This window comes from Streptomyces sp. NPDC006140 (genome assembly GCF_040628815.1).
Lineage (GTDB): Bacteria > Actinomycetota > Actinomycetes > Streptomycetales > Streptomycetaceae > Streptomyces.
In genome coordinates this window covers 565,108-590,687 of the sequence record NZ_JBEXTS010000002.1, presented here as the reverse complement: position 1 = coordinate 590,687, position 25,580 = coordinate 565,108, and the positions used below count along the sequence as shown (strand labels likewise).

The 25,580-nt window shown below is 75.0% G+C and carries 13 protein-coding genes; 4 read left to right on the top strand and 9 right to left on the bottom strand.

Annotated elements, in window-relative coordinates; genetic code table 11:
* Positions 1-2 precede the first annotated feature (2 nt).
* The 8 genes from ABZ386_RS07860 to ABZ386_RS07825 form a co-directional block, all read right to left on the bottom strand.
* Positions 3-7,970: an amino acid adenylation domain-containing protein gene (locus ABZ386_RS07860; RefSeq protein WP_358964177.1), complete on the bottom strand. Its 7,968-nt coding sequence runs from the start codon at positions 7,968-7,970 to the stop codon at positions 3-5.
* Positions 7,967-12,514, bottom strand: a complete 4,548-nt coding sequence (locus tag ABZ386_RS07855; RefSeq protein ID WP_358964175.1) for an amino acid adenylation domain-containing protein — start codon at positions 12,512-12,514, stop codon at positions 7,967-7,969. The genes ABZ386_RS07860 and ABZ386_RS07855 overlap by 4 nt, the downstream gene beginning before the upstream one ends.
* The gene (locus tag ABZ386_RS07850) at positions 12,511-15,741 is read right to left on the bottom strand and encodes an amino acid adenylation domain-containing protein (protein WP_358964173.1); all 3,231 of its coding nucleotides are present in this window, start codon (positions 15,739-15,741) and stop codon (positions 12,511-12,513) included. The genes ABZ386_RS07855 and ABZ386_RS07850 overlap by 4 nt, the downstream gene beginning before the upstream one ends.
* Positions 15,741-15,959 carry an MbtH family protein gene (locus tag ABZ386_RS07845; RefSeq protein ID WP_355724849.1) on the bottom strand — a complete coding sequence of 73 codons (219 nt, stop codon included), beginning with the start codon at positions 15,957-15,959 and terminating at the stop codon, positions 15,741-15,743. The genes ABZ386_RS07850 and ABZ386_RS07845 overlap by 1 nt, the downstream gene beginning before the upstream one ends.
* A 3-nt stretch (positions 15,960-15,962) precedes the next feature.
* Entirely contained in the window at positions 15,963-16,391 is a 429-nt protein-coding gene (panD, locus tag ABZ386_RS07840; RefSeq protein WP_114257267.1) for an aspartate 1-decarboxylase, read from the bottom strand.
* A 70-nt stretch (positions 16,392-16,461) separates the two neighbouring features.
* Positions 16,462-17,274: an alpha/beta hydrolase gene (locus tag ABZ386_RS07835; RefSeq protein WP_358964171.1), complete on the bottom strand. Its 813-nt coding sequence runs from the start codon at positions 17,272-17,274 to the stop codon at positions 16,462-16,464.
* Between the two features lie 22 nt (positions 17,275-17,296).
* On the bottom strand, positions 17,297-18,586 hold the full coding sequence (gene entS / locus ABZ386_RS07830) for an enterobactin transporter EntS (RefSeq protein WP_351336441.1): 1,290 nt from the start codon (positions 18,584-18,586) through the stop codon (positions 17,297-17,299).
* 8 nt (positions 18,587-18,594) lie between these two features.
* A complete protein-coding gene (locus ABZ386_RS07825; protein WP_351336444.1) occupies positions 18,595-19,938 on the bottom strand; it encodes a salicylate synthase in 1,344 nt (447 codons plus the stop codon).
* Between the two features lie 130 nt (positions 19,939-20,068).
* Here ABZ386_RS07825 and ABZ386_RS07820 point away from each other — a divergent pair, with 130 nt between their 5' ends.
* The 4 genes from ABZ386_RS07820 to ABZ386_RS07805 all read left to right on the top strand — a co-directional run bounded on the left by ABZ386_RS07820 (position 20,069) and on the right by ABZ386_RS07805 (position 24,656).
* Positions 20,069-21,700: an AMP-binding protein gene (locus tag ABZ386_RS07820; RefSeq protein ID WP_358964169.1), complete on the top strand. Its 1,632-nt coding sequence runs from the start codon at positions 20,069-20,071 to the stop codon at positions 21,698-21,700.
* Positions 21,690-22,751, top strand: coding sequence for an iron chelate uptake ABC transporter family permease subunit (locus ABZ386_RS07815; protein WP_358964166.1), 1,062 nt, complete (start codon positions 21,690-21,692; stop codon positions 22,749-22,751). The genes ABZ386_RS07820 and ABZ386_RS07815 overlap by 11 nt, the downstream gene beginning before the upstream one ends.
* Positions 22,748-23,821, top strand: a complete 1,074-nt coding sequence (locus ABZ386_RS07810) for an iron chelate uptake ABC transporter family permease subunit (RefSeq protein WP_358964164.1) — start codon at positions 22,748-22,750, stop codon at positions 23,819-23,821. The genes ABZ386_RS07815 and ABZ386_RS07810 overlap by 4 nt, the downstream gene beginning before the upstream one ends.
* 133 nt (positions 23,822-23,954) lie before the next feature.
* Positions 23,955-24,656, top strand: a complete 702-nt coding sequence (locus ABZ386_RS07805; RefSeq protein ID WP_351336454.1) for a phosphatase PAP2 family protein — start codon at positions 23,955-23,957, stop codon at positions 24,654-24,656.
* 326 nt (positions 24,657-24,982) lie between these two features.
* Here ABZ386_RS07805 and ABZ386_RS07800 read toward each other — a convergent pair whose 3' ends face one another.
* The gene (locus ABZ386_RS07800) at positions 24,983-25,576 is read right to left on the bottom strand and encodes a hypothetical protein (RefSeq protein ID WP_351336457.1); all 594 of its coding nucleotides are present in this window, start codon (positions 25,574-25,576) and stop codon (positions 24,983-24,985) included.
* Between the last annotated feature and the right edge of the window lie 4 nt (positions 25,577-25,580).

The following is a 25,580-nucleotide window of genomic DNA, read 5'->3' as shown; positions in this document are numbered from 1 at the left end:
GCTCAGAAGCCATCGTTGTCGTCGAGGTCGTCGCTGTGGTTCTCGAAGTCGTCGCTGTCGTACTCGAAGTCGTCGCTGTCGTACTCGAAGGCGTCGCTGTGGTTCTCGAAGGCGTTCTCGAAGTCCTCGATGTCCTCCTGGGTCAGGGCCACCAAGGGCAGGTCCGAGGGGGTGAGTCCGCCCGCACGGGCGTCCTCGGTGTGCCGCGCCAGGCCCCTCAGGGCCCGCTCCCACAGCGCGAGCAGGGCTCGGGTCTCGGACGGTGCGAGGAATGCCTGCGGGGCGGACGCGGAGACGTGCAGCCGGACGCCGCCGCTCTCCTCGACGGCGACGGTGTTGATCTCCAGCGCGGAGGCGGCGGTCCGCCCGCCGTCCTGCGGCACGCGGAGCATCGGCGCCTCGGGGGCGAGCTGCCAGGGCTCGTCGCCGGAGGCGGAGGCGGTGAAACGGCCGAGGTAGTTGAAGACGATCTGCGGCTGCGGGCGCTTGTCCAGTTCGGCGGCGGTGTAGGGGTTGAGGTGCCGCAGCAGGCCGTAGCCGAGGCCGTGGTCCGGTGCGGCGCGCAGCTGCTCCTTGACGCGTTTCAGGGCCGTGCCCGCGGCCGGGCCGCCGGACAGGGCCTCGTCGAGGTCGACCGGGCCGGGGTCGAGGGCGACGGGGTGGAACGTGGTGAACCAGCCGACCGTGGCGGAGAGATCGACGTTCTCGGCGAGGTCCTCCTCGCGTCCGTGGCCCTCCAGTTGGACGAGGAGCGAACGGTCCGCGAGGTCCCCGCGCCGCTCCCGCCAGACGGCGGCGGCCAGCGCGAAGCCGGTCAGCAGCACGTCGGGGACGGCGGCCCGGTAGGCGGCGGGCACGGTCGTCAGGAGGGGGGTGGTGATCTCGTCGGGGAGGACGAGGCTCTGCTCCCGGACGGGCCCCGGCAGCTCGGGAGCGTGCTCCAGCAGGGGGCTCGCGCCGTCCAGGACGGCTTCCCAGTACGGGAGTTCCCGCATCCGCTCCGGTGTGCGGGCCTCTTCGGCGAGGAGCCTGCTCCAGGTGCGGAACGACGTGCCGACGCGGCCCGGCCCTGGGACCGCACCGGCCTGTACCGCCTGCCAGACCTCGGCCAGGTCGTCGGTGATGATCCGCCAGGACACCCCGTCGACCACCAGGTGGTGCGCCACCAGGAGGAGCCGGCCGGTGTCGAACCGGACGGCCTGGAGCATGCGTCCGGCCCGGGGGTCGAGGCGCTCCACCGCCCCGGCCAGCTCCTCCTCGACCGTCCCGTGCGCCCGGGTCAGCAACTCCCCCGCGTCCACGGCCCCTTGGGCGGGCACCAGGAGCCGGGTGCCGTCGCCGGCCAGCCGGGCGCGGAGCATGGCGTGGCGGTCCAGGAGGGCCTGGAACACGGCGGTGGCGGTGTCGTCGGTCAGGCCGGGCGGGGTCACCAGCAGGACCGCCTGGGCGAGGCCGCCGTAGGAGCCGTCGGGGCCGGCCGTCCACCGCATGACGGGGGTGAGCGGCACCTCCCCCACCGGATCGTCGGCGGCCGTGGCGGTGGGCTTGCGGGCGGCTTCGGCGGCCGCGGCCAGTCCGGCGGGTGTGGGCGACTGGAAGACCTGCCGGGGGCTGAGAGCGATCCCCGCCTTGCGGGCCAGGGTCACGAGGCGGATGGAGACGATGCTGTCGCCGCCCAGCTCGAAGAAGTTGTCGTCGACGCCGACCTGTTCGAGGCCGAGGACGGCGGCGAACAGCTCGCACAGCTGCCGCTCGCGTGCGTTCGCGGGCTCCCGTGCCGGGGCGGTGACGGCGCTGCGGGGCGCGGGCAGCCCGGCCCGGTTCACCTTGCCGGAGGGCAGCAGCGGGAAGGCGTCCAGGGCGGTGAGGGTGCGCGGCACCATGTGTTCCGGCAGCCGGTCCCGCAACCAGCCGTGCAGCTCGCCGAGGCCGTGGGCGGCCAGGTAGTACCCGGCGAGCTGCTTGACGCCCGGCGCGTCCTCGCGGATCACCACCACACCGCGCCGGACGCCCGGGTGCTGTTCGAGGATCGCCTCGATCTCCTCCAGCTCGACGCGCATGCCGCGGATCTTCACCTGGTTGTCGGCGCGGCCCAGGAACTCCAGGGTGCCGTCGCGCTGCCACCGGACCAGGTCGCCGGTGCGGTAGAGGCGTTCACCGGGCGGGCCGAACGGGTCGGCGACGAAATGGCCGGCGGTGCGGCGCGGGTCGTTGACATAGCCGCGACCGAGGTAGACACCGCCCGCGTACAGCTCGCCCGGGACGCCGACCGGGACGGGCTGGAGCCGGTCGTCCAGGACGTACAGCCGGGTGTTGGAGTTGGGCCGGCCGATGGAGACGGCGCTGCGGATCGCCCCGGTGCGGTAGACGACGTGGCTGACGCCGATGGTGGCCTCGGCCGGTCCGTAGCCGTGGTACATCACCGCCTCGCTCGCGGCGCGGAAGCGGGCGAAGAGTTCTGGGGTGAGCACCTCGCCGCCGCACCACACGTGGCGCAGCGAGGCGGCGCGGCGGGCGAAGCCGTCCAGTTCGAGGAGCAGGTCGAGCATCGAGGAGACCAGGTAGGTGAAGGTCACCCGGTGCCGTTCGACGGTGTCGAGGAGGTAGTCGACGTCCCGTTCGCCGCCGGGCTCGGCGATCACCACCCGGCCGCCGTTGACGAGGGGCAGGAAGATCTCGTTGATGGAGATGTCGAAGCCGAGCGGCGCCTTGAACAGGGCCGCGTCGTCGGTGCCGAAGCCGAGCAGGCCGCGCTGCCACAGCAGCCGGTGGGCGATGGCCCGGTGCCGGATCATCGCGCCCTTGGGGACGCCGGTCGAGCCGGAGGTGTAGATGACGTAGGCGAGGCCCTCCGGGTCGACGTGCACCCGGGGGTTCTCCGCGGTGGGTCCGTCCAGGGCGACCTCGACGACGGGCGGCGCGTCCTCCCCCAGGAGGCCGTCGTCGCCGGGCCGGCCGAGTACGGCGGTCAGGGCCGCGCCGCGGCACACCTCGGCGATGCGCCGGGCCGGCCAGGACGGCTCCAGCGGGACGAAGGCCCCGCCCGCCTTCAGCACCGCGAGCAGCCCGACGACCATCTCCACGGACCTCTCCAGGTGGATGCCGACGCGGCGCTCCGGGCCCACCCCGAGGGACATGAGCTGCCGTGCGAGGCCGTTGGCGCGGGCGTCGAGCTCGCCGTAGGTGAGGGCCGTGCCGCCGGGAATGCCGTACTCGACGGCCACCAGGTGCGGGGTCCTGGCGGCCTGTTCCTCCACCAGGGCGGTCAGTGTGGTGGCCGGCATGGGGCGCGCGGTGTCGTTCCACTCCCCCAGCAGCAGGTCCCGTTCGCGCGGGGTGAGGACGTCGGCGGCGGCCACCGGGCGGTCCGGGTGGCGGGCCAGCTCACCGGCCAGGCGGACGAACCGCTCGGTCATCTCCCGCGCGGTGTCCGGGTCGTACAGGTCGTGGCTGTACACCAGGGAGCCGTCGATGCCGTCGGCGTCGGGCCGCTCGAACACGTGGAAGGCGAGGTCGGTCTTGGCGGTGTAGAAGGGGACGCGTCGCTCGGTGAGGGTGAGTCCGGCGAAGTCCCGGCGGCCGGTGGGGGCCTGCTGGTGGGCGAGCATCACCTGGAACAGCGGGTGGCGGCCCATCGAGCGCGTGGGCCCGAGCGCGTCCACCAGCCGTTCAAAGGGCAGGTCCTGGTGGGCGTAGGCGTCCACGTCGTTCTCGCGCACCCGGGCGAGCAGCGCACGGAACGTCGGGGCGCCCGAGACGTCGGTGCGCAGCACGAGCGTGTTGACGAACAGGCCCACGAGGTCGTCCAGGACGGGGTCGCCGCGCCCGGCCACCGGCGTGCCGAGGGGGATGTCATCGCCGGCGCCGAGCCGGCCGAGCAGCACGGCGAGGGTGGCCTGGAGCGCCATGAAGACGGTGCCGCCCGCCTCGGCGGACAGGTCCCGCAAGGCCCGGTGGGTCGCCGCGTCGAGGGTGAAGTCGACGGCACCGGCCCGGTATCCGGGCACGGGCGGGCGGGGCCGGTCGGCGGGCAGCTGGAGTTCCTCGGGCAGCCCGTCCAGGCGCCGCGCCCAGTAGCGCACCTCCTCGGCGGTGTACTCCTCGTCGAGGAGGTCCCGCTGCCACAGGGTGTGGTCGGCGTACTGCACGGCGAGCGGCGGCCACACGGGGGGTGTGCCGCGCAGCCGGGCGGTGTAGGCGGTCTCCAGGTCGCGCAGCAGGGGTTCGGCCGACCAGCCGTCGGTGGCGATGTGGTGGACGAGCAGGAGCAGGACGTGGTCGCCGGGGGCGAGGGCGTACAGGGTCGCGCGGACGGGGATCTCGCGGTCCAGGGCGAAGGAGTGGGCAGCGGCCTCGCTCATGAGCGCGTCGAGGTCACCGACGGACGCGGTCACGGTCTCGAAGGGGACGGCGGTGTCCGTGCGTATCTCCTGCCGGGGGACGCCGTCGTCGTCGGGGAAGACCGTGCGCAGCGCCTCGTGCCGGTCCACGACGTCCTGGAGCGCCGCGCGCAGGGCTGCGGGGTCGAGCGGTCCGGTGAGGTGGACGGCGGTGGGGATGTTGTAGGTGGGGGTGGGCCCCTCCAGCCGGTACAGGAACCACAGCCTGGCCTGCGCGAAGGACAGCGGCACCCGGTCCGGGCGCCGGGCCGGGAGCAGTGGGGGCCGCCGCTGGGCGGGGGTCTCCAGGAAGGGTGCGAGGGCGGCGGCGGTGGGTGTGTCGAAGACGGCCCGCAGCGGCAGGGCGACGCCCAGCTCGGCGCGGACGCGGGCGACGAGCCGGGTGGCGAGGAGGGAGTGCCCGCCGAGGGCGAAGAACTCGTCGTGGACGCCCACGGAGGGCAGCCCGAGCAGGTCGGCGAAGAGGCGGCACAGGGAAGCCTCGGCCGGGGTGCGGGGCGCGTCGGCGGTGGTGAGCGCGGACAGGTCGGGGTCGGGCAGGGCCGCGCGGTCGAGTTTGCCGTTGGGGGTCAGCGGCAGGGCGTCCAGCACGACGACGGCGGAGGGCACCTGGTGGCCGGGCAGGGTGTCGGCCAGGTCCCGCCGGATCCGCTGCGGTTCGGGGCGGGCGCCGGGGCGCGGGACGACGTAGGCCACCAGGTGCGGGTCGCCGTGGGTGTCCTGGCGTACGGTCACCGCGGCCTGGGACACGGCGGGCAGCGCGGTCGCCGCGGCCTCCGTCTCGCCCGGCTCGACCCGGAAGCCGCGGATCTTCACCTGGTCGTCGGCCCGGCCGAGGAACTCCAGCGCCCCGTGGACGGTCCAGCGCACGATGTCGCCGGTGCGGTAGAGGCGGGCGCCGGGCGGGCCGTAGGGGTCGGCGACGAAGCGTCCGGCGGTCAGGGCGGGCCGGCCGAGGTAGCCCCGGGCGAGCTGGGACCCGCCGAGGTACAGCTCGCCCGGGACGCCGGGCGGCACCGGGCGCAGGGACGCGTCGAGCACGAGGGTGCGGGTGTTCCACACCGGGTGTCCGATCGGCACGGAGCCCGACACGGAGCCGGTGCCGTCGGCGCACGGCCACGCGGTGACGTCCACGGCCGCCTCGGTGGGGCCGTAGAGGTTGTGCAGTTCGGTGCCGTCCAGCAGGCGGGCGCAGCGTTCGGCGAGGTCCGTCGGCAGGGCCTCGCCGCTGCACACGATCCGGCGCAGCACGCCCCGGGCCCGCTCGGCGTGCGGGTCGTCGAGGAAGACCCGCAGCATCGACGGGACGAAGTGGGCGGTGGTGACGCGCTGTTCGCGGATCAGCTCGGCGAGGTGGGCGGAGTCGCGGTGGCCGCCGGGGCGGGCGAGCACCAGCGCCGCTCCGGTGATCAGCGGCAGGAAGAACTCCCAGACGGACACGTCGAAGCTCGCCGGTGTCTTCTGCAGCACCCGGTCGCCGGGGCCGACCCGGTAGGTGTCCGCCATCCACAGCAGCCGGTTGACGATCGCCGCGTGCGGGACGACGACGCCCTTGGGGCGGCCCGTGGAGCCGGAGGTGAAGATGACGTACGCGGGGTGCTCGGGGCGCAGCGGCGCGAGCCGCTCCGCGTCGGAGAGGGCGGCGGGGTCCAGGGCCGCCAGGCGTTCGCGCAGGGCGGGGTCGTCGAGCAGGAGCGTCGGTGCCGCCGGGGCGGGGACCTTGTGCGCGGCGGCGGTGGAGGTCAGGACGAGCGCCGGGGCGGCGTCCTCGATCATCACGGCGAGGCGTTCGGCGGGGTAGCCGGTGTCGAGCGGGACGTAGGCGGCGCCCGCCTGGAGTGTCGCGAGCAGCGCCACGACCAGGTCGGGTCCCCGGTCGAGGGCCACGGCCACGCGTCGCTCCGGGCCGGCGCCGTGGGCGACCAGCAGGCGGGCCAGGCGGGCCGCGCGTGCGTGGAGTGCGGCGTAGCCGAGGGTGAGGTCGTCGAAGGTGAGCGCGGGTGCGTCGGGGGTGCGGGCGGCCTGTTCGGCGAGCAGGGCGGCCAGGGTGGTGCCGGGGACCGGCCGGGCGGTGGTGTTCCACTCCGTCAGGACCTGCTGTTCCTCGGCCCCGGACATCAACGGCAGGCGGGACACGGGCTGTTCGGGGTCGGCCAGCCCGGCGGCGAGCAGCGTCTCCAGCCGGGCCAGCAGCCGGTCGACGGTCTCCGGGGTGAACAGGCCGCTGCGGTAGGTGGCCTCGATGCGCAGCCGCCCGCCGGTGAGGAAGGCTTCCAGGGACAGGTCGAACTGGGTGGTGTCGTTGTGGACGGTCTCCCACTCGGCGCTCACTCCGGGCAGCTCGGGTCCCTGGAGCCCCTGGGTGAGGAAGAGCAGCATGACGTCGAACCAGACGGCCCGGCCCGGGTGCCGCTCGGGCCGCAGCCTCTCCACGAGCAGGTCGAACGGCATGTCCTGGTGCGCGTACGCGTCGGTGCACAACGTGCGTACCCGCGCGACCAGTTCGGCGGTTCCGGGGTCGCGGTCGAGGTCGGCGCGCAGGGCGAGGGTGTTGCCGAAGTTGCCGATGAGCCGGTCGAGTCCGGGCAGGTCGCGGTTCATCACGGCCGAGCCGATGGGGATGTCGGTGGCTCCGGTGAGGCGGTGGAGCAGTGCGGCCAGGCCCGCGAGCAGCACCATGAACGGGGTCGCGCCCGTGGTGCGGGCGAAGGCGGTGAGCCGGTCGGTGACCTCGGGCGCGAAGGTGCGGAAGCGGCGGTCGCCGTGCGCGGTGGGCCGGGGCGTGCGGGGCGCGTCGGTGGGCAGGTCCAGGGGGCGGGGCGGCGGGAGCAGGTGGGTGCGCCAGTGGTCGAGGTGGCCGGCCAGCCGTTCGTCGGTGAAGGTGGTGCGCTGCCAGAGGGCGAAGTCGGCGTACTGCGCGGGCAGGGGCTCCAGCCCGGCGTCGGCTCCGGTGACGGCGGCCCGGTAGAGGGCGCTCAGGTCCCTGGAGAGGGCGTTGAAGGTGCCCCCGTCCCAGGCGATGTGATGCACCGTCAGTACGAGGGTGTGGTCCTGGTCGGCGCGCCGGAGGAGCAGGGCGCGCAGGGGGTGGTCGGCGGTGAGGTCGAAGGGGGTCGCGGAGGCGGCACGGGCGAGGGCGTCGGCGCGCCGGTCCCGCTCGTCCGGGGGGAGCCCGTGCAGGTCGGCCTCCTCGAAGGCCAAGTCGGCGACCTTGTCGACGACTTGGTGCGGAGTTCCGTCGTCGGCCGTGGGGTACCGGGTGCGCAGCACCTCGTGCCGGGTGAGCAGCCCGGCCAGGGCGGTGCGCAGCGCGTCCGCGTCTACAGGGCCGCGCAGCCGGATGGCCAGGCACACGTTGTAGGCCGGGCCGGCCGGGTCGAGCTGCTGGAGCAGCCACATGCGGGACTGGGCGTACGACAGCGGCAGTCGGGCCGTGTCCGCGGGTCGGGGCGGGATCCGTTCGGCCCGGGCGGGGGTGTGGGCGAGGCCCGCGCTCTCCAGCCTGCGGCGCAGCAGTTCCCGCTTGCGTGCCGCGAGGTCGCCGGGCCGGTCCGCCTGGGTCTCGGTCACTGGTGTCCGCCTTTCAGCAGCCGTTCGAGGGAAGCGGTCCACAGCTCGCCCAGCCGCTCGATCTGCGCCTGGGTGAAGAGCCGTTCCGGCCAGTGCCAGCACGCCGTGAGGACCGGGCCGCCGGGGTCCTTCCCGTCGTCGATCACCGCGTCGACGACCAGGGGGTAGGGGGCCGGTGTCCCGGGGTCGGCCCACGCGCCCAGGGCGCCGGTCTCGGGGGCGCTGGTGAACGCGGCGTGCTCCGCCTGCTCCCCGAGGCTCATGCGGCCCAGGTAGTTGACCGCGATCTGCGGCTCCGGAAGCGGGGCGAGGACGGCGGACGTGTCCGGATTGAGGTGGCGCAGCAGGCCGTGGCCGATGCCCTTGTCGGGCAGGGCGGCGAGCTGGTCCCGGACGCGCCGCAGCTGCTGCGCGGGGGCCGCGTCGCCGGGGTCGAGGCGGACCGGGAAGACGGTGGTGAACAGGCCGAGGGTGCCGGACAGGTCGGCGCCCGGCAGGAGTTGCTCCTCGCGGCCGTGTCCCTCCAGGGCGATCAGCAGGGAGTCGTCCGCGGTGGCCCGGCCGAGTTCGCGTCGCCACTCCGGCACGGCGAGGGCCAGCGCGGTCAGCAGGACGTCCGGCACGGGGTGCGCGGTGAGGAGTGCGGTGAGGTCCGGGGCGAGCGTCGTCCAGTGGTGGCGCACGGTGGCGTGGGTGTCCCGGGCGGGGTCCAGCGGTCCGGCGCCGAGGGCCGGCTCCGGCCGGTCCGACACCGCTGTCCAGTGGGCGAGTTCGGCCGTGCGGCGTTCCGACACGGCCTCGGAGCGCAGTGCCCGGGCCCACTCCCGGAAGGTGGTGCCCGGCGGCGGGAGTGGTGTGCCGTGCCAGGCCGCGGCGAGATCGGCGGTGAGGGCGCCCCAGGAGGCGGCGTCGGTGACCAGGTGGTGGAGGACGACCAGTAGCCGCCCCTCGCGGTCCGGCCCGGTGTCGAACCACAGGAACCGGGCCACCGTCCCGGCGGCGGGGTCGAGTTCGGCGGCCAGGTTCTCGAAGGCGCCGGGTACGAGGGTGCCGATGGTGGCGTGGTCCAGCCGTGCGGCGTCGGTGCGGCGTACGCAGTCGGCGGCGCGGGCCGTGCCCGGCGGTGCGATCCGCAGGTGCCGGGTTCCGTCCTCGTCCCTGGTGAGTGTGGAGCGCAGCAGGTCGTGCCGGTCCAGGACCGTCTGGACCGTGCGGTGCAGCCCGTCGAGGTCCATGCCGGGCGGGGTGCGCAGGAAGCGGGCCTGGCTGAGGGTGAGGAAGTGGCGGTTCGGGGCGACGAGCCGGGTGAGCATCGGAGTGAGGGGGATGTCGCCGACGCCCGCGTCCGGGTCCGCCTCCCGGCGCCGGGCGGCACCGGCGGCCTCCGCGAGCGCGGCGACGGTGGGCCGCTCGAACACATCGCGCGGCGAGAGGGCCAGCCCGGCCGCGCGGGCCCGGCCGACCAGCCGCATGGAGACGATGCTGTCGCCGCCGAGCGCGAAGAAGCTGTCGTGCACGCCGACCGAGTCCACTCCGAGGACCTGCGCGAACAGCGCGGCGAGCCGTTCCTCGGCCGGGTTGCGCGGCGGCTGGGCGGTGGGCCCGGCGGTGCGGGAGGGGGCCGGGAGGGCGGCGGTGTCCAGCTTGCCGTTGAGGGTGAGGGGGAACGCGTCGACCGGGACGAACGCCGACGGCACCATGTAGTCGGGCAGGACGGCCGCCGCCGCCCGGCGCAGCAGCTCCGCCGTCTCCCCGGCGGGCGGAGCGGCCGGGGCCGTCACGACGTAGGCGACCAGGCGGCGGACGCCCGGGGTGTCCTCGCGGACGACGACCGCGGCGCGTTCGACGAGTGCGTGGTCGAGCAGGACCGCCTCGATCTCGCCGGGTTCGATGCGGTAGCCCCGGATCTTGACCTGGTCGTCGATCCGTCCGAGGCATTCCACCAGGCCGTCCCGGGTCCAGCGGGCTATGTCGCCGGTGCGGTACATGCGTGCCCCGGGGCGGGTGGCGAACGGGTCGGCGACGAAGCGGCTCGCGGTGGTCGCCGGCCGGCCCAGGTAGCCCCGGGCCAGCCCCTCGCCGGCGATGTACAGCTCACCGTCGACACCGGTCGGTACGGGGTTGAGGTGCCCGTCGAGGATGTACAGGGTGGCGCCCGCCACGGGGCGGCCGATCGCGGGCCGGTCGCTGAGGGCGAGGTCGCAGTCCGCGGAGTCGACGGTGCACTCGGTGGGCCCGTACAGGTTGTGCGCGGCCAGTCCGTCCGTCTCGCGCAGGGTGCGCCACAGGTCGGGCGGTACGGCCTCGCCGCCGACACCGAGGACCTTCAGCCCGGCCCGCCAGTCGCCGCCGCGCGCGACGACCTCGGCGAGCAGGGACGGGGACAGCTCGATGAACTCGATGCGGTGCTCGGCGAGGAAGCCGCGCAGGGCGTCCGGGTCGCGGCGGATCTCCTCGGGCACCAGGTGCAGTTCGTGCCCGGCGAACATCCACAGCATGGGCTGCCAGGACGCGTCGAAGGCCGTCGGCCAGGCGTGGCCCACGCGCAGGGGACGGCCGCCGGCCGCCGCCGTGGCCGGGGTGTGCAGGGCGGCGTGGTGCGCGGCGAACAGGTTGACGATGGCCCGCTGCGGCACGACGACGGCCTTGGGGCGGCCGGTGGAGCCGGAGGTGTAGATGACGTACGCGGGGTGCTCGGGCAGCAGCGGTCCGCCGCGGTCGGTGTCCGTGAGGTCGGTGCCGTCCGCGTCCGCGAGGCGCTGCGGGGTGCCGGGGTCGTCGAGCAGCAGGACGGGGATGTCGCCGAGGATGTCCGGGCCGGGGGCGGTGCCGGTGGTGGCGATCAGTGCGGCCGGGCGGGCGTCGGTGAGCATGCCGGCGATCCGCTCCGGGGGCCAGGCGGGGTCGAGGGGCAGATAGGCCGCGCCCGCCTTCTGCACGGCGAGGAGCGCGGTGATCGTGTCGGGCGTGGGCGGCAGGGCGAGCGCGACGATCCGCTCCGGCCCGGCACCGGACGCGACGAGCACCCGGGCCAGCCGGTTGGCCTCGGTGTTCAACTCGGCGAAGGTGAGGCGCTGTTCGCCGCCGACGACGGCCACCGCGTCCGGTGTCCGGGCGGCCTGTGCCTGGAGCACCTCGGGCAGCGTGGCGTACGGGGCGGGCAGCCGCTCCGCCGCGCCGCGCGCCAGCAGTTCGGCCCGCTCCTCGGGGGCGAGTACGTCCAGCGCCGCCAGCGGTGTGCCGGGGGCGGCCACCACCGCGCGGACGAGCCGCTCGAACCGCCCGGCGAGCCGCTCCACCGTCGTCCGGTCGTAGCAGTCGGGCCGGAACTCGAAGACGACGCCGAGCCGCCGCTCGGCGAGCACGGCGAGGGTCAGCGGGTAGTGGGTGGCGCCGGAGCCCTTCACGTCGAGGATCCGCAGCCCGGCTTCCGCCTCCGCGCGGGCCACCGCGTCCTGGTCGACCGGGTAGTTCTCGAAGACCAGCAGGGTGTCGAAGAGGTCGCCGGATCCGGCGAGGCGCTGGATCTCGGTGAGGCCGAGGTACTGGTGGTCCATCAGCCGGGACTGCTCGTCCTGCACGCGGCGCAGGAAGGCGGCGGCCGCCTCCCCGGGGGGTACGGACACCCGCACGGGCACGGTGTTGATGAACAGGCCGATCATCGACTCCACGCCGGCGAGTCCGGCGGGGCGCCCGGCCACGGTCGCGCCGAACACCACGTCGTCCCTGCCGGTCAGCCGCGCCAGCAGCAGCGCCCACAGGCCCTGCACGACGGTGTTGACGGTGACGCCCAGGTCGCGGGCCGTGCGCTGCACGTCCGCGGTGAGTTCCTCGGACAGCCGCAGCGTGTGCACTTCGGGCGGTACGGGGACCAGGCCGGCGGCCGAGGGGGCCAGCAGGGTCGGTGCCGCCCCGGACAGCGCCTGGCGCCAGGCCCGTCCGGAGGCCTCCCGGTCGCGGCTCGCCAGCCACGCGAGGAAGTCCCGGTACGGCCGTACGGCGGGCAGTGGGGCCGAGCGGCCGGGGGCGAGCTGGGCGGCGTACAGCTGGAGCAGTTCCCGCACCAGCAGGGGCACGGACCAGCCGTCCAGCAGCAGGTGGTGGTTGGTGAGGACCAGCAGCCGGCGGTCGCCGCCCCGGTCGATCAGGGTCAGGCGCAGCAGCGGGGGGTCGGTGAGGTCGAAGCGGGCGGCGGCGTCGGCGGCGACGAGCCGCTCGGCCTCCGCCTCGTCGGCCGCCTTCGCCTCCCGCCAGTCGACGGGGACCTGCTTGAGGACGACCTGCACGGGCTCGTCCATGTCGTCCTCGTGCAGGAAGGCGCTGCGCAGGTTGGCGTGCCGGGCGAACAGCTCCTCGGCGGCGGTGCGCAGCAGTTCGGGGCGGAGCGGGCCCTCGATCTCCACCAGGGACTGCATGGTGTAGACGTCCTGGGCGCCCTCGTCGAACAGGGCGTGGAACAGCAGGCCCTGTTGCAGCGGGGACAGCGGCAGGACGTCCTCGACCAGGGACCCGTCGTCCGCCGCGCCGGCGGGCTCTGTGCTCATCGGCTCCTCCACCTCGCCTTGACGTTGTCGAGCTGCGACCGGCTGAGCGACACCAGTGGCTCCGCGGTCGCCGAGAACTCCTCCTCCGGGGCGGTGCCGTCCGGCAGGGAGCGGGCGAGACCGGCCGGGGTGCGGTGGGTGAACACGTCCCGGGGCGAGAGTCCGAGTCCGGCCCTGCGGGCCCGGTCGGCCAGCCGGACCGAGACGATGCTGTCGCCGCCGAGTGCGAAGAAGTCGTCGTGGACGCCGACCCGTTCCACTCCGAGGACCTCGGCGAACAGGCCGCACAGTGCCTTCTCCGGTTCGGTGCGCGGCGGGTCGAAGGTGCTCGCCCGCGTGAAGTCGGGGGCGGGCAGTGCGCGGCGGTCGAGCTTGCCGCTGGGGGTCAGCGGCAGCGCCTCCAGGACGACCACGGCGGCCGGTACGAGGTGGGTGGGCAGCCGCTCGGCGAGGGCGTGGCGCAGGCCGGCCGGGTCCGGGCGGCGGCTGGCACCGGTGTCCGGTTCGACGTACGCCACGAGCCGCCGGGGCGCCGTTCCGTCCTCCCGGGCCACGACCGCGGCCGCGCGCACACCGGGCAGGGCACGGGCCGCCGCCTCGATCTCGCCGGGTTCGACCCGGAAGCCGCGGATCTTGACCTGCTGGTCGGCCCTGCCCAGGAACTCGACCGTGCCGTCGGGGCGCAGCCGGGCCAGGTCGCCGGTGCGGTAGAGGCGGCTGCCGGGCGGCCCGAAGGGGTCGGCGACGAACCGTTCGGCGGTGCGGCCGGGTTGGTTCAGGTAGCCGCGGGCCAGCCCGTCCCCCGCGAGATACAGCTCCCCGACCGCTCCGGTGGGGGCCGGGCGCAGGAAGGGGTCGAGAACATGGACCCGGGTACCGGCGATCGGCCGCCCGAGCGGGACGGTTCCGGCGGTTCGCTGCCGGGGCTCCGCGGGGTCCGCGTCCCGTCGGCCCGCCCCTCTCTCGTCACCGGCGTGCACATGGGCGAGGCTGTCGCCCGCCGCCTCCGAGCAGCCGTAGAGGTTGACCAGGCGGGCGTTCGGCCAGCGGGCGGTGAGCTGGTGGGCCAGGTCGGTGGTGAGGGGTTCGCCGCTGGAGATCCAGGTGCGGACCGAGCCGAAGCTGCCGGGCGGGGCGGACTCGACGAGGGTGGTGTAGAGGCTGGGGACGGCGGTGAGCAGGGTGGCGCGGTGCCGGGAGGCCAGCGCGGCGAGGGCGGTGGGGTCGCCGGTCGTCCCGTCGTCGGCGAGGGCCACGGCCTCCCCCGCGACCAGCGCGCCGAGCAGTTCGGTCAGGCCGTCGATGAAGCTGATCGGGCTCTTGGCGACGCGCACGCCGGCCGGGCCGTCCGTCAGGGTCCTGCCCCAGGCGAGCCGGTTGGCCAGGGCCCGCTGCGTGCCGAGCACGCCCTTGGGGCGGCCGGTGGAGCCGGAGGTGAAGACGACGTACGCGGGGTGGTCGGGGGACAGCGGCGGGCGCGGTACGGCGGTGGCCGTCTCGCCGGGGTCGCAGACCGACTCCGGGTCGAGGGCGAGTCGCCGGGCGGTCTCCTGGTCGCTCACCACGAGCCGTGGTTGCGCGTCCGCCAGCATGAGGGCGATGCGTTCGGGCGGGTAGGACGGGTCGACCGGCATGCAGGCGGCCCCGGACTTGAGGGTGGCCAGCAGCGCGGTGACGAGGTCCGGGCCGCGGGGCAGGGCGACGGCCACGACGGACTCGGGCCCGGCACCGCGCGCGAGCAGGGCGGCGGCCAAGGCGTCGGCGGCGGCGTCCAGTCGGGCGAAGGTGAGGGTCGTGTCGCCGTGGTGGACGGCGGGGGCCAGCGGCGTGCGGGCGGCCTGTTCTTCGAAGAGGTCGCGGACGGTGGTGGGCCGCTGGTCCGGGGCGGCGGCGCGGCGCTCCTCGTGCGAGGCCGTGTCCAGCCGCCCCACCAGTCGATCGGGCTCCTCCGTGAACGCCCGTATCAGCCGGTGCAACGCGGCCGCGACGCCGCTCACCGTCGCGGCGTCGAGGGCCGCCGGCTGGTGGCTGAAGGTCAGGGTCAGCCGGTCGCCGGGCAGGGCGGTGAGGGTGAGCGGGTAGTGGGTGGCGTCGCGGACCGACACCTCGGTCATCCGGGGGCCGTCGGGCCCGAGGGCGCGGGCGATGCCGTCGTCGTCGATGGGGTAGCTCTCGAACACCAGCAGGGTGTCGAAAAGGAGGCCCTGGCCGGTGGCCCGCTGGATGCCGGTGAGTCCGAGGTGCTGGTGGCCCAGCAGCGCCGCCTGCTCGGACTGGAGGCGCCTCAGGAGGTCGGCGAGCGGCTCGGCGGGGCGTAACCGGACGCGGACCGGCAGGGTGTTGATGAACAGTCCGACCATCGACTCGATGCCGGGGACGTCGGCGTCGCGGCCGGAGACGGTGGCGCCGAGGACGACGTCCGGCCGGCCGGTGTGCCGGGCGAGGAGCACCGCCCACAGCCCTTGGAGCACCGTGCTGACGGTCACCCCGTTGGCGCGGGCGGTGGCGGTGAGGGCCGTGGTCTCGCGCTCGGAGAGTTCCACGACGTGCCGCTCCGGCTGCCCGGCGGGGAGGTCCCGTGCCTCGGGGGCGATGAGGGAGGGTTCGTCGAGGCCGTCCAGGGCGGCCCGCCAGGCCTGTTCGGCGGCGGGGCGGTCCTGGCGGGACAGCCAGGCGAGGTAGTCGCGGTAGGGCCGGACCGGGGGCAGGGCGGCCGGGTCGCCGCCCGAGGTGTAGAGGCGGAAGAGCTCGCGGACCAGCACGGGCGCGGACCAGCCGTCCCACAGGAGGTGGTGTGAGGAGATCAGCAGCCGGTGGTCCCGGTCCCCGAACGCCACCAGCCGGACGCGCAGCAGCGGGGGGCGGGCGAGGTCGAAGCGGGTCTCGCGGTCCCGGGCGAGCAGGTCCTCGAACGCGGTCTGCCGCTCGGCCGGCGGCAGGCCGGTCAGGTCGGTGGCGCGCCAGGGCGTGCGGATGCCGCCGGCGACGACCTGCACCCGCCGGCCCGACCGCTGGGTGCGGAACGCGGCCCGGAGGTTGGCGTGCCGGGCCAGGAGGGCGTCGGCGGCGGTGCGCAGCCGGCCCTGGTCCAGCGGCCCTTCGAGCCGGATGACCAGCTGTCCGGTGTAGACGTCCGGGGCGTGCTCGTCGTACAGGGCGTGGAAGACCATCCCCTCCTGTGTCGGCGACAGGGGGAGGACGTCCTCCACGGCCGGCCGGGGCGCCATCAGTCGCCGGCTCCGCGCATGGCCTCGGCCAGGCTGCGCGGGCGCATGTCCGTCCAGTTCCGCTCGATGTGCTCCAGGCAGGCGGTCCTGGTGTCCGGGCCGTGCACGCTCTCCCAGCCGGCCGGGACGGCGGCGAAGTCGGGCCACAGGGAGTACTGGCCCTCGTCGTTCACCAGGACGCGGAAGACGCCGCTGTCGTCGTCGAACGGGTTGGCCATGGCTCAGTTCCTCTCCTGCTGGGTGAAGGTTCCCGGGTACTGGTCCGGCGCCCCGGGCACCGGCTCGGCCGGGTCCGCGCCGAGGGCGAGGATCCGGTTGGCCTTGTCGACGTGGACGACCCGGGGCCGGTGGGTGGCGCGTTCGGATTCGTCGAGGACGGCGAACGACATGACGATCACGAGGTGGCCGGGGTGGACGAGGTGGGCGGCGGCCCCGTTGACGCCGATGACGCCGGTGCCGCGCGCGCCGGTGATGGCGTAGGTGGTGAGCCGGGCGCCGTTGTCGATGTCGACCACGTGGACCTGCTCGCCCTCGGTGATGTCGGCCGCGTCCATGAGGTCCTGATCGATCGTCAGGGACCCTACGTAGTGCAGATCGGCCTGGGTGACGGTGGCTCGGTGGATCTTGCCGTTGAGCAAGGTGCGCTGCACCATGACCCCCTGAGGAGTAGCACTTAGGTGAGGCTAACCTAAATCAACATCGCCGTGTCCGGAAGAACGGCTACGCGGAACAGTTGCGGAAGAACTCCAGAAGCACGCGGTTCACTTCGTCCGGGCGCTCCAGATAGCCGTAGTGGCCGCAGCCCTTGATCTCCTGGTAGAGGGCACCGGGGACGGCCTCGGCCACCTCGCGGCTCAGGCGGGGCGGCAGGACGAGGTCGTCCGCGAAGCCGATCACCAGGCAGGGCACGTCGATCGCCCGGTACGCGTCGAGCCGCCCCTCGGGGACCTCCAGGTCCAGTTGGGCCCGCACACCCGGCCCGGTGGGCTCCGGCGCCAGCTCGAAGAGCTCCAGCCAGTCCTGGACCCGCTGTTCGTCGTCGAGGGTGGCGGGCGAGAGGTTCCGCAGGGCCCGCACCCGGGCCGCGTAGGCCGGGGGCAGTTCCACCCCGCTGTCGTGCAGGGCGCGTTCGGCCGCGGCCGTGGCGGAGCGCAGGGCGTCGGTCCGCCCCCGGGTGGCCATCAGCGCGCCCTGCCGCACCAGCCGGGGGCGGCGCAGCATCAGCTCCTGGACGACGTACGCCCCCATGGAGACGCCGACGACGCGGCAGGGGGCGAGGCCGAGGTGCTCGATGAGGCCCGCGGTGTCGGCCACGAGGTCGTCGACGGTGAAGCCGCCGGGGCACTCGTCGCTCGGCGGGACGCCCCGGTTGTCGAAGGTGACCACGCGGTGTCCGGCCTCGACCAGGGCGGGCACCTGGTGGAGGTGCCAGGCGCGTCCCCGAGCGCCCTGGCCCATGACCAGGAGCACGGGCTCGCCGTGACCGGTGTCGTCGTAGTGGATCCGGACTCCGTCGATGGTCGTGCTCGGCATGGCCCTCCTCGCGGGCGCGGGGTCAGTCGGTGGCCGGTGACGTCTCGGCGGGCGCCGCCTGCCCGTCGCCGGCGGGCGGACCCTGGAGGGTGGCCCTGCGCAGTCCCGGCAGGGCGAGGGCGACCGCCGCCACTCCGGCCAGGCAGACGACTCCGCCGACGACGGCGGCGCCGGCCGAGGAGCCGAGCGCCCGGGCCACCAGGCCGGCCTCCACATTGCCCACGGAGGGGCCGGCGGTGGCCTGGGCGAGCCAGAGGCTGCCGACCCGGCCCTGGAGGCGGTCCGGCGTGTAGTGCTGGAGCAGGGCCCGGCGCAGGATCTCCGAGACGGTGTCGCCGAGGCCCGCCAGGGCCAGGAAGACCAGCGCGCTCCACAGGCTCGGGCTCAGGCCGAAGCAGGTGATCGCCAGGCCCCACAGCGCGACCGCGCCGATCAGGGCGCGTCCGGTGTGGTGGATCCGGCCGGTCCAGCCGCTGGCCAGGGCCCCGCAGAACGAGCCGACGGCGGGGGCGGTGTAGAGGAGGCCGACGGTGGAGGGGCCGCCGCCGAAGTGCTCGGTGCCGAGTTCCGGGAACAGCGCGTACGGCATGGCGAAGACCACGGCGCACACGTCGATCAGCAGCAGCCCGGCGACGACCTGGTTGCCCCGCAGGAAGCGCAGCCCCTCCCCCATGGCCTTCAGCGGATGCTGCGGCTCCCCCGCCCCCTCGGGCGCGAGGCGGGGCAGCGGGGCGAGCAGGGCGAGGCCCACGACGTAGATGACGGCGTCGGCCGCGAAGCACAGCGCGACGCCCGGCCCGGCCGCGATGACGCCCGCGAGGGAGGGCCCGGCCATGGCGCCGAGCTGGGCGGTGAGAGTCATCAGCGCCCCGGCGGCGGCGAGTTGGCCCGGCGCGACTAGGGCCGGGGCGGCGGCCATCAGGGCGGGTCCGCCGAGTCCGCTCGCGCCGCCCGCGAGGACGGCGGCGACGAACACGAACCACAACTGCGGGTCGGGCAGGGCCGCGTTCACCGCCAGGCCGGTGATCACCACGGCGGTCGCGGCCCGGGTGACGAGCACGATCCGGCGCCGGTCGACCCGGTCGGCGAGCACCCCGCCCGCGACCAGCCCGACCAGCAGCGACAGGCCCAACGACAGGCTCATCAGGCCGACTTGGACCGACGAGCCGGTCAGTTCGTAGACCTGGATGCTGGCCGCGACCGAGGTGAGGTGCGTGCCCAGCATGGAGATCGCCTGCGTGGCGAACAGCAGCCGGAAGTGCCTGCTCGCTCTCAGGGGGGTGACATCGACGACGACTTCTCCCAGTCGCACCTTCGCACCTAACTCCTCAGGGACGGCGCGGCGAGCGGCGCCGGTTGCGCGGGGACGACGTAGGGGGCGACGCTGCGGAGTTTCTCGCAGGTCTCCTCCAGCTCCCGGGCGGGCGTCGACCCGGCGAGGATACCGGCGCCGGCCCGCAGCCAGGTGCGGCCGTCCTCCTCGAAGAGGCTGCGCAGCACCAGGGCGGCGTCGAGCGAGCCGTCGCTGCCCGCCATGAGGGCCGCGCCGCTGTAGATGCCGCGCGGCTCCTCCTCCAGCCGGGCGATGCAGTCGTACGCCGGTGCCTTGGGGATGCCGGAGGCGGTCACGGCCGGGAAGACGGCGCGCAGCACGTCCCAGGCGGTGGTGTTCTCGGCGAGCAGTCCGTGCACGCTGGAGCCGAGGTGCTGGACGCTGCCGCGCCGGCGCACGCTCAGCAGGTCGCGCACGGAGACGGTGCCCGGGCGGCACACGGTGGCCATCTCCTCCTCCGCCAGTTTCACGGAGAGCACGTGCTCGGAGATCTCCTTGGGGTCGGCGAGGAGTTCGGCGCGCAGCCGTTCGTCCTCCTGCTCGCCGAGGCCCCGGGCGCGGGTGCCGGCGAGCGGCTGGGTGAGGGCCCGGCCGTCCGCGCCGACCTCGGCGACGGTCTCGGGGCTGAAGCCGACGACCCGGCGTCCGCCGAGGTTCATCAGGTAGGAGCGGGCGGGGGTGTTGTGGGACCTGCCGTGCACGTAGGTGGCGGTGAAGTCGACCGGGTACGGCACCGGGACGGTCCGGGAGAGGATGACTTTCTGGAGTTCACCGGCCCGTATCTCCTCGATCGCGCGGGCGACGAGGCCGGGGTAGGTGCCGTCGGTGTCCGCCACGTCGATCGGCCGGGCCTCCACCGGCTCCCGGGTGACGGGGGCGGCCAGCAGCCCCGCTAACGCCCGGAGCGTCTCCGGGTCGGTGCTGCGCACCTCGGCCTCGCCCTGACGGAGCCTCACCTCGCTGTGCGGGACGACGAGATGGAGCAGCCGCGCGTCCCCGGCCCGGTCGGGGCGGCCGGCGTTCAGGTGCGCGAACTCGTAGGCCATCCAGCCGAAGGCGTGCCAGCCCTCGACGGCCATCCGGTCGAGCTGCTCCTGGACTTGGCGAAGGGGGTGCGGTCCGAGCGGGACCGCGGCGTCCTCGGTGAGCCAGCGGCGGCGGACCTCGGAGCGGTCGACGACGACCTCACCGAGCGCGCCTCCGGCGAACCACCACTCGCCTTCCCTCTCGTAGACCATGTACTGGTCGAACAGTCCCGACTCGGCCAGCCTGGCGGCCAGCAGGACGGGGTCTCCCGGCAGTTCCGTCCGCGCGCTCCGGTACCGCAGCAACGCCTACCTCCCGAGCTTAGGTTAACCTAACCTAAGGCAAGACCCTAGCCTCCGCGTCGGAGTCTCGTCCAGGCTTGACCCCGATCTTCCATTAGGGAAGCCTTTCCTAAACAGCAGGCGGGAGTTGAGGATGCTCGACGGTTGGGTGCCCTGGCCGGAAGAGGTCGCGCGGAGGTATCGGGCCGAGGGGTTCTGGGAGGGCCGGCCGCTGGACCGGCTGCTGCGGGACCGCGCCGAACGCGACCCGGAGCGGATCGCGCTGGTGGACGCGGAGGGCGAGCGGTGGTCGTACGCCGCACTCGACGCCCGCGCCGACCGCCAGGCCGCGGGACTGCGGCGGCTCGGCATCGGCACCGGGGACCGCGTGGTGGTCCAACTCCCCAACACGGACGCCTTCGTGGTGCTGTTCTTCGCGCTGCTGCGGGCCGGTGCGATACCGGTGCTCACGCTGCCCGCGCACCGCGAGAGCGAGATCGTCCACGTCGCCGAGACGTCCGGCGCCAAGGCGTACGCGATCCCCGACACGCACGACCACTTCGACCACCGGGCCCTCGCCCGGGCCGTCCGCAAGGCCGTGCCCTCGCTGGAGCACGTCCTGGTGGCCGGTGATCCCGCGGAGTTCACCGCGCTCGACGACGTCGACGCCGACCCGGTCCCCCTGCCCGTGCCCGACCCCTCGGACGTGGCCGTGCTGCTGCTGTCCGGCGGCACCACGGGCAAGCCCAAACTCATCCCGCGCACCCACGACGACTACGCCTACAACGTCCGTGCCAGCGCCGAGGTCTGCGCCTTCGACAGCTCCACCGTCTACCTGGTGGTGCTGCCGACCGCGCACAACTTCGCGCTCGCCTGCCCCGGACTGCTCGGCACCCTGTACGCCGGCGGCACCGTCGTCCTCTCCCCCACCCCGAGCCCCGAGGACGCCTTCGCGCTGATCGAGCGGGAGGGGGTCACCGCCACCGCCGTGGTCCCGCCGATCGCGCTGCTGTGGCTGGACGCCGTGGAGTGGGAGGAGGCCGACCTGTCCTCGCTGCGGCTGCTCCAGGTCGGCGGCTCCAAGCTGGGCGCCGAACCCGCGGCCCGGGTCGGACCCGCCCTCGGCTGCGCCCTCCAGCAGGTCTTCGGCATGGCCGAGGGCCTGCTCAACTACACGCGCCTGGACGACCCGCCGGAGCTGGTCTCCGGGACCCAGGGCCGCCCGCTGTCCCCGGCCGACGAGATCCGGGTGGTCGACGAGGACGGGCACGACGTGCCGCCCGGCGCGACCGGCGAGCTGCTCACCCGCGGCCCCTACACCCTGCGCGGCTACTACCGGGCGCCCGCGCACAACGCCCGCTCCTTCACCGACGACGGCTACTACCGCACCGGCGACCTGGTGCGCGTCCTGCCCTCCGGACACCTGGTCGTCGAGGGCCGGGCCAAGGACCAGATCAACCGGGGCGGCGACAAGATCTCCGCCGAGGAACTGGAGAACCACCTCCTCGCCCACCCCGCCGTGCACGACGCGGCCGTGGTCGGCATGCCCGACGCGACCATGGGCGAACGCACCTGCGCCTACCTCGTGCCCCGCGGAAGGACGGTCCCCACCCAGCGGGAGCTGGCCGCGTTCCTCACCGAACGGGGCGTCGCCGCCTACAAGCTGCCCGACCGGGTGGAGGTGGCCGACGCCTTCCCCAGGACCTCCGTCGGCAAGACCGACAAGAAGGAACTGGGCCGCAGGATCGCCGCCCTGCTGCGCGCGGAGGGCAGCGGTGCCGGCTGAGACCACCGCTCCGGCCCGCCCGGAGAAGCCCTCCCCGGCGCCGCCCGCCCGCCGCCGGACCTCCACCCGCACCCTCGCCGTCCTGGCCGCCCTGCTGCTGCTCCTCGCGGCCGTCCTGCTCAGCCTGGCCATCGGCTCGCGGTCGCTGCCGGTGTCCGTCGTCGTGGACGCGCTGCGGCACGACGACGGCTCGACCGCCGCCTCCGTCATCTGGGACGTGCGGGTGCCGCGCACCCTGGCCGGCATCGCCGCGGGCGCCGCCCTCGGTGTCGCGGGCGCGCTCATCCAGGCGCTCACCCGCAACCCGCTGGCCGATCCCGGCCTGCTCGGCGTCAACGCCGGGGCCGCCACCGGCGTCGTCCTGTCCATCACCGTGCTGGGCCTGACCAGCCTGTGGGCCTCGGTGTGGTTCGCCCTGGCGGGCGCGGTGGTGGCGGGACTGCTCGTGTACGGGCTGGCCTCGGGCGGACGCGGCGGCGCCACGCCCGAACGGCTCGCACTCGGCGGCGCGGTGATCGCCGCGGTGTTCACCGGGATCAGCCAGACCTTGATGCTGCTCGACGCGCAGGCCCTGGACCAGCTGCGGTTCTGGAGCGTGGGCTCGCTCGCCCGGGCCGACAGCGCCACGCTGACGACCATCACGCCGTTCGTCGCCGTGGGCCTGCTGCTGGCGCTCGGCCTGGTCCGGCCGCTCAACGCGATGGCCCTCGGCGACGACGCCGCCCGCTCACTCGGCGCCCATCTGCACCGCACCCGCTTCCTCGGGCTGCTCGCCGTCACACTGCTGTGCGGCGCGGCGACCTCGGCCGTCGGCCCCCTGGTATTCGTCGGTCTCGCCGTCCCGCACATCGCCCGGATGATCGCCGGCGCCGACCAGCGCTGGACGCTCCCGCTGTCGCTGCTGCTGGCCCCGGCCCTGCTGCTGTTCGCGGACGTCCTCGGCCGGGTCGCCGTCCGTCCCGACGAACTCGACGCGGGCGTGGTCACGGCGGTCGTCGGGGCGCCGGTGTTCATCGCGCTGGTCCGGCACCGCAGGGTGGTGGCCGCATGACGACGCGCACACCCGCGCCCGCCGGGCTCCCCGCCCGGACCCACGTCGTACGGAGCCGCTCCCATCGCCTGTCCCTGCGGCTGGACGTGCGCGCCCTCACGGTCTGCCTGCTCGTGCTGGCCGCCACGGCCGGGGTGGGCGTCCTCGCCCTCGGCACCGGCGAGTACGCGATCTCCCCGGCGGACGTGGTCCGGACCCTGCTGGGCAACGGCAGCCGCCGGACCGACTTCGTCGTCGGCGAACTGCGGCTGCCGCGGCTGCTCACCGGCATCCTCGTCGGAGCCGCCCTCGGGGTGAGCGGCGCGCTCTTCCAGAGCCTGTCCCGCAACCCCCTCGGCAGCCCCGACATCGTCGGCTTCACCTACGGCTCGGCCACCGGCGGTCTGCTGGTCGTCCTGGTCGCTGGCGGCACCGGCGGCCAGGTGGCGCTCGGGGCGGTGGGCGGGGGCCTGGCGACCGCCGTCCTGGTCTACGTCCTCGCCTGGCGGCACGGCATCCACGGCTTCCGGCTCGTCCTCGTCGGCATCGGCGTCAGCGCCCTGCTCCAGGGCGTCAACGCCTATCTGCTGGCCAAGGCGCGGTTCACCGAGGCCACGCAGGCCATGGTGTGGCTCAACGGCAGCCTGAACGGCCGGGGTTGGCAGGACGTGCGGCCCGCCGCGCTCGGGCTGCTGGTGGTCCTGCCGCTCATCGTGTGCGTGGCGGGCCGGCTGAAGATCCTGGAGATGGGCGACGACGTCGCGGGCGGGCTCGGGGTGTCCGTGCAGCGCACCCGGCTGGTGATGCTCGTCCTGGCCACGGCGGCCTGCGCGGTCGCCACCGCCGCGGCCGGCCCGATCCCGTTCGTCGCCCTCATCGCACCCCAGCTGGCCCGGCGCCTCACCCGGCAGCCGGGCCCCAACCTCCTCGCCGCCACGTGCACCGGCGCCCTGCTCGTGGTCACCGCGGACTTCGCCTCCCAGCACCTCCACGAGTCGGCCCAGCTCCCGGTCGGCGTCGTGACCGCGGTGGTCGGCGGCCTGTACCTGGGCCTCCTGCTGCGCCGCCAGCGACGGGCCGGCCGCATCTGAGCAGAGGGGCCACATCGGGGCAGATGGCCCGGCGTCACCTGGGCACTCGGCAGGTACCGGCTCGCGGGGGTGCCGAGCGTGCGCCCGGCGTGAGCCGGTACCTTGCTGGGAAGGCCACTGCGGGGAGAAGCACATGACCGATCCGACGACCACAGACGCGGACGCCCTCCGTCCGCTCCCGAAGGACGGGAAGCCCTCGGGCGGGCCCCGCCGGCTCCTGGGCGCCGTCATGGGCGATCTCAGGGCCGTGGACGGCGCCCTGTACGCGGCGGTGGCCGCCACCCCCACGCCCACCCTCGACCGGACGCTGCGCCACCTGTCCCACGCGGCGGACCACTCGAAGATCTCGTTCGGCATCGCCGCCGCCCTGGCACTGGCCGGCAAGCGGCCGCGCCGGGCCGCCCTCGCCGGCGTCGGCGCGATCGCCGTGGCCTCGGCCTCCGCCAACCTGCTCGGCAAGCGCCTGGTGCGCCGGGCCCGGCCGGACCGGGAGGCCGCCCGGGTGACGGTGGACCGGCACGTCAAGATGCCGACGTCGGCCTCGTTCCCCTCCGGGCACACGGCGTCGGCGGTCGCCTTCGCCACCGCCGTCGGCGTGGTCCTGCCCCCGGCGGCGGTGCCGCTCGGGGCGCTGGCGGGCGCCGTCGGCTACTCCCGCATCCACACCGGCGTGCACTACCCGGGCGACGTGGCCGCGGGCGCGGTCCTCGGCATAGCGAGCGCCGCGGCGGCACTGGCGGCGGCAGCCGCCACTCCCTCGGCGAAGACGCAGGCGCTCCTCGCGGCCGCCCGCTCCTGGCCGCGCATCGGCATCGCGGACTCCCTGCGCCGCTGAGCGGCGACCCGCCCCTCGCGCCACGGGAGGTCAGGGCAGGAGGATGACCGCCTCCTCGGGGCGCTCACCCGAGCCGCCCCGAGGGCCCCTCGACGCCCGGCGGAGCCCCCGATTGCCCGGCTGAGCGCCCCTCGTTCGCCCGGCTAAGCCGTCCCTCGATTGCCCGGCTAAGCCGTCCCTCGATTGCCCGGCTGCGCGGCCCTCGATTGCCCGGCTGAGCGGCCCTTGGTGCCTGACTGAGCGGCCCTTGGTGCCTGACTGAGCGCCCCTCGACTCCCGGCTAAGACGCCCCTCGATTGCCCAGCTGAGCGCCCCTCGACTCCCGGCTAGGGGACGGCAACGGCGGCGGACCGCCGGATGTCGACGGCCGTGAGCGCCAGGGCCAACGGCCCGGGGACCAGGAAGGCCAGCGGCACCAGCATCCAGGCGCACAGCGCGGCCGTCGCCACGGCGAGCAGCACCAGGCCGCTGCCGCCCACGTCCGCCACGGCGTCCCGGGCGGCCCCGCGCAGCGCCGCCCGCCAGTCGGTGACCGACTCGGGGCGCCCGCACGCGCGCAGGCCGACGACCGCGGCGCACGTGCCGATGCCGGCGGCGGCCACCGCGAACAGCGGCGCCCCGGGCAGCCCCGCCCCGGCCAGGGCCAGGTCCGCGGCGAGCAGGAGCAGTCCCGCCAGCGCGACGGCTCCCGCCAGCAGGTCCCCGGCGCGCAGGCGCTCACGCAGCAGGGCGACGTACCGTCCGGCCGTGACCGGCCGGTCCTGACCGGCCCCGCGCAGCACGGCGCACGCCGTCGACAGCGCGGCCGGGGCCGTCACCAGCGGCAGGCACGCCACCGAGGTGGCCAGGCCGACGCTCAGCACGTCCGCGAACAGGGTCATGCGCGGCCCGAACACCTCGCCGGCCTCACGTGTCCGCATCCCG

What these genes read in the sequence shown, in the direction of transcription:
- ABZ386_RS07855 (WP_358964175.1), bottom strand. Translation starts at nt 12,514, where the DNA reads ATGAGCACAGAGCCCGCCGGCGCGGCGGACGACGGGTCCCTGGTCGAG.
- ABZ386_RS07850 (WP_358964173.1), bottom strand. Translation starts at nt 15,741, where the DNA reads ATGGCGCCCCGGCCGGCCGTGGAGGACGTCCTCCCCCTGTCGCCGACA.
- ABZ386_RS07845 (WP_355724849.1), bottom strand. Translation starts at nt 15,959, where the DNA reads ATGGCCAACCCGTTCGACGACGACAGCGGCGTCTTCCGCGTCCTGGTG.
- ABZ386_RS07835 (WP_358964171.1), bottom strand. Translation starts at nt 17,274, where the DNA reads ATGCCGAGCACGACCATCGACGGAGTCCGGATCCACTACGACGACACC.
- ABZ386_RS07820 (WP_358964169.1), top strand. Translation starts at nt 20,069, where the DNA reads ATGCTCGACGGTTGGGTGCCCTGGCCGGAAGAGGTCGCGCGGAGGTAT.
- ABZ386_RS07810 (WP_358964164.1), top strand. Translation starts at nt 22,748, where the DNA reads ATGACGACGCGCACACCCGCGCCCGCCGGGCTCCCCGCCCGGACCCAC.
- ABZ386_RS07805 (WP_351336454.1), top strand. Translation starts at nt 23,955, where the DNA reads ATGACCGATCCGACGACCACAGACGCGGACGCCCTCCGTCCGCTCCCG.
- ABZ386_RS07800 (WP_351336457.1), bottom strand. Translation starts at nt 25,576, where the DNA reads ATGCGGACACGTGAGGCCGGCGAGGTGTTCGGGCCGCGCATGACCCTG.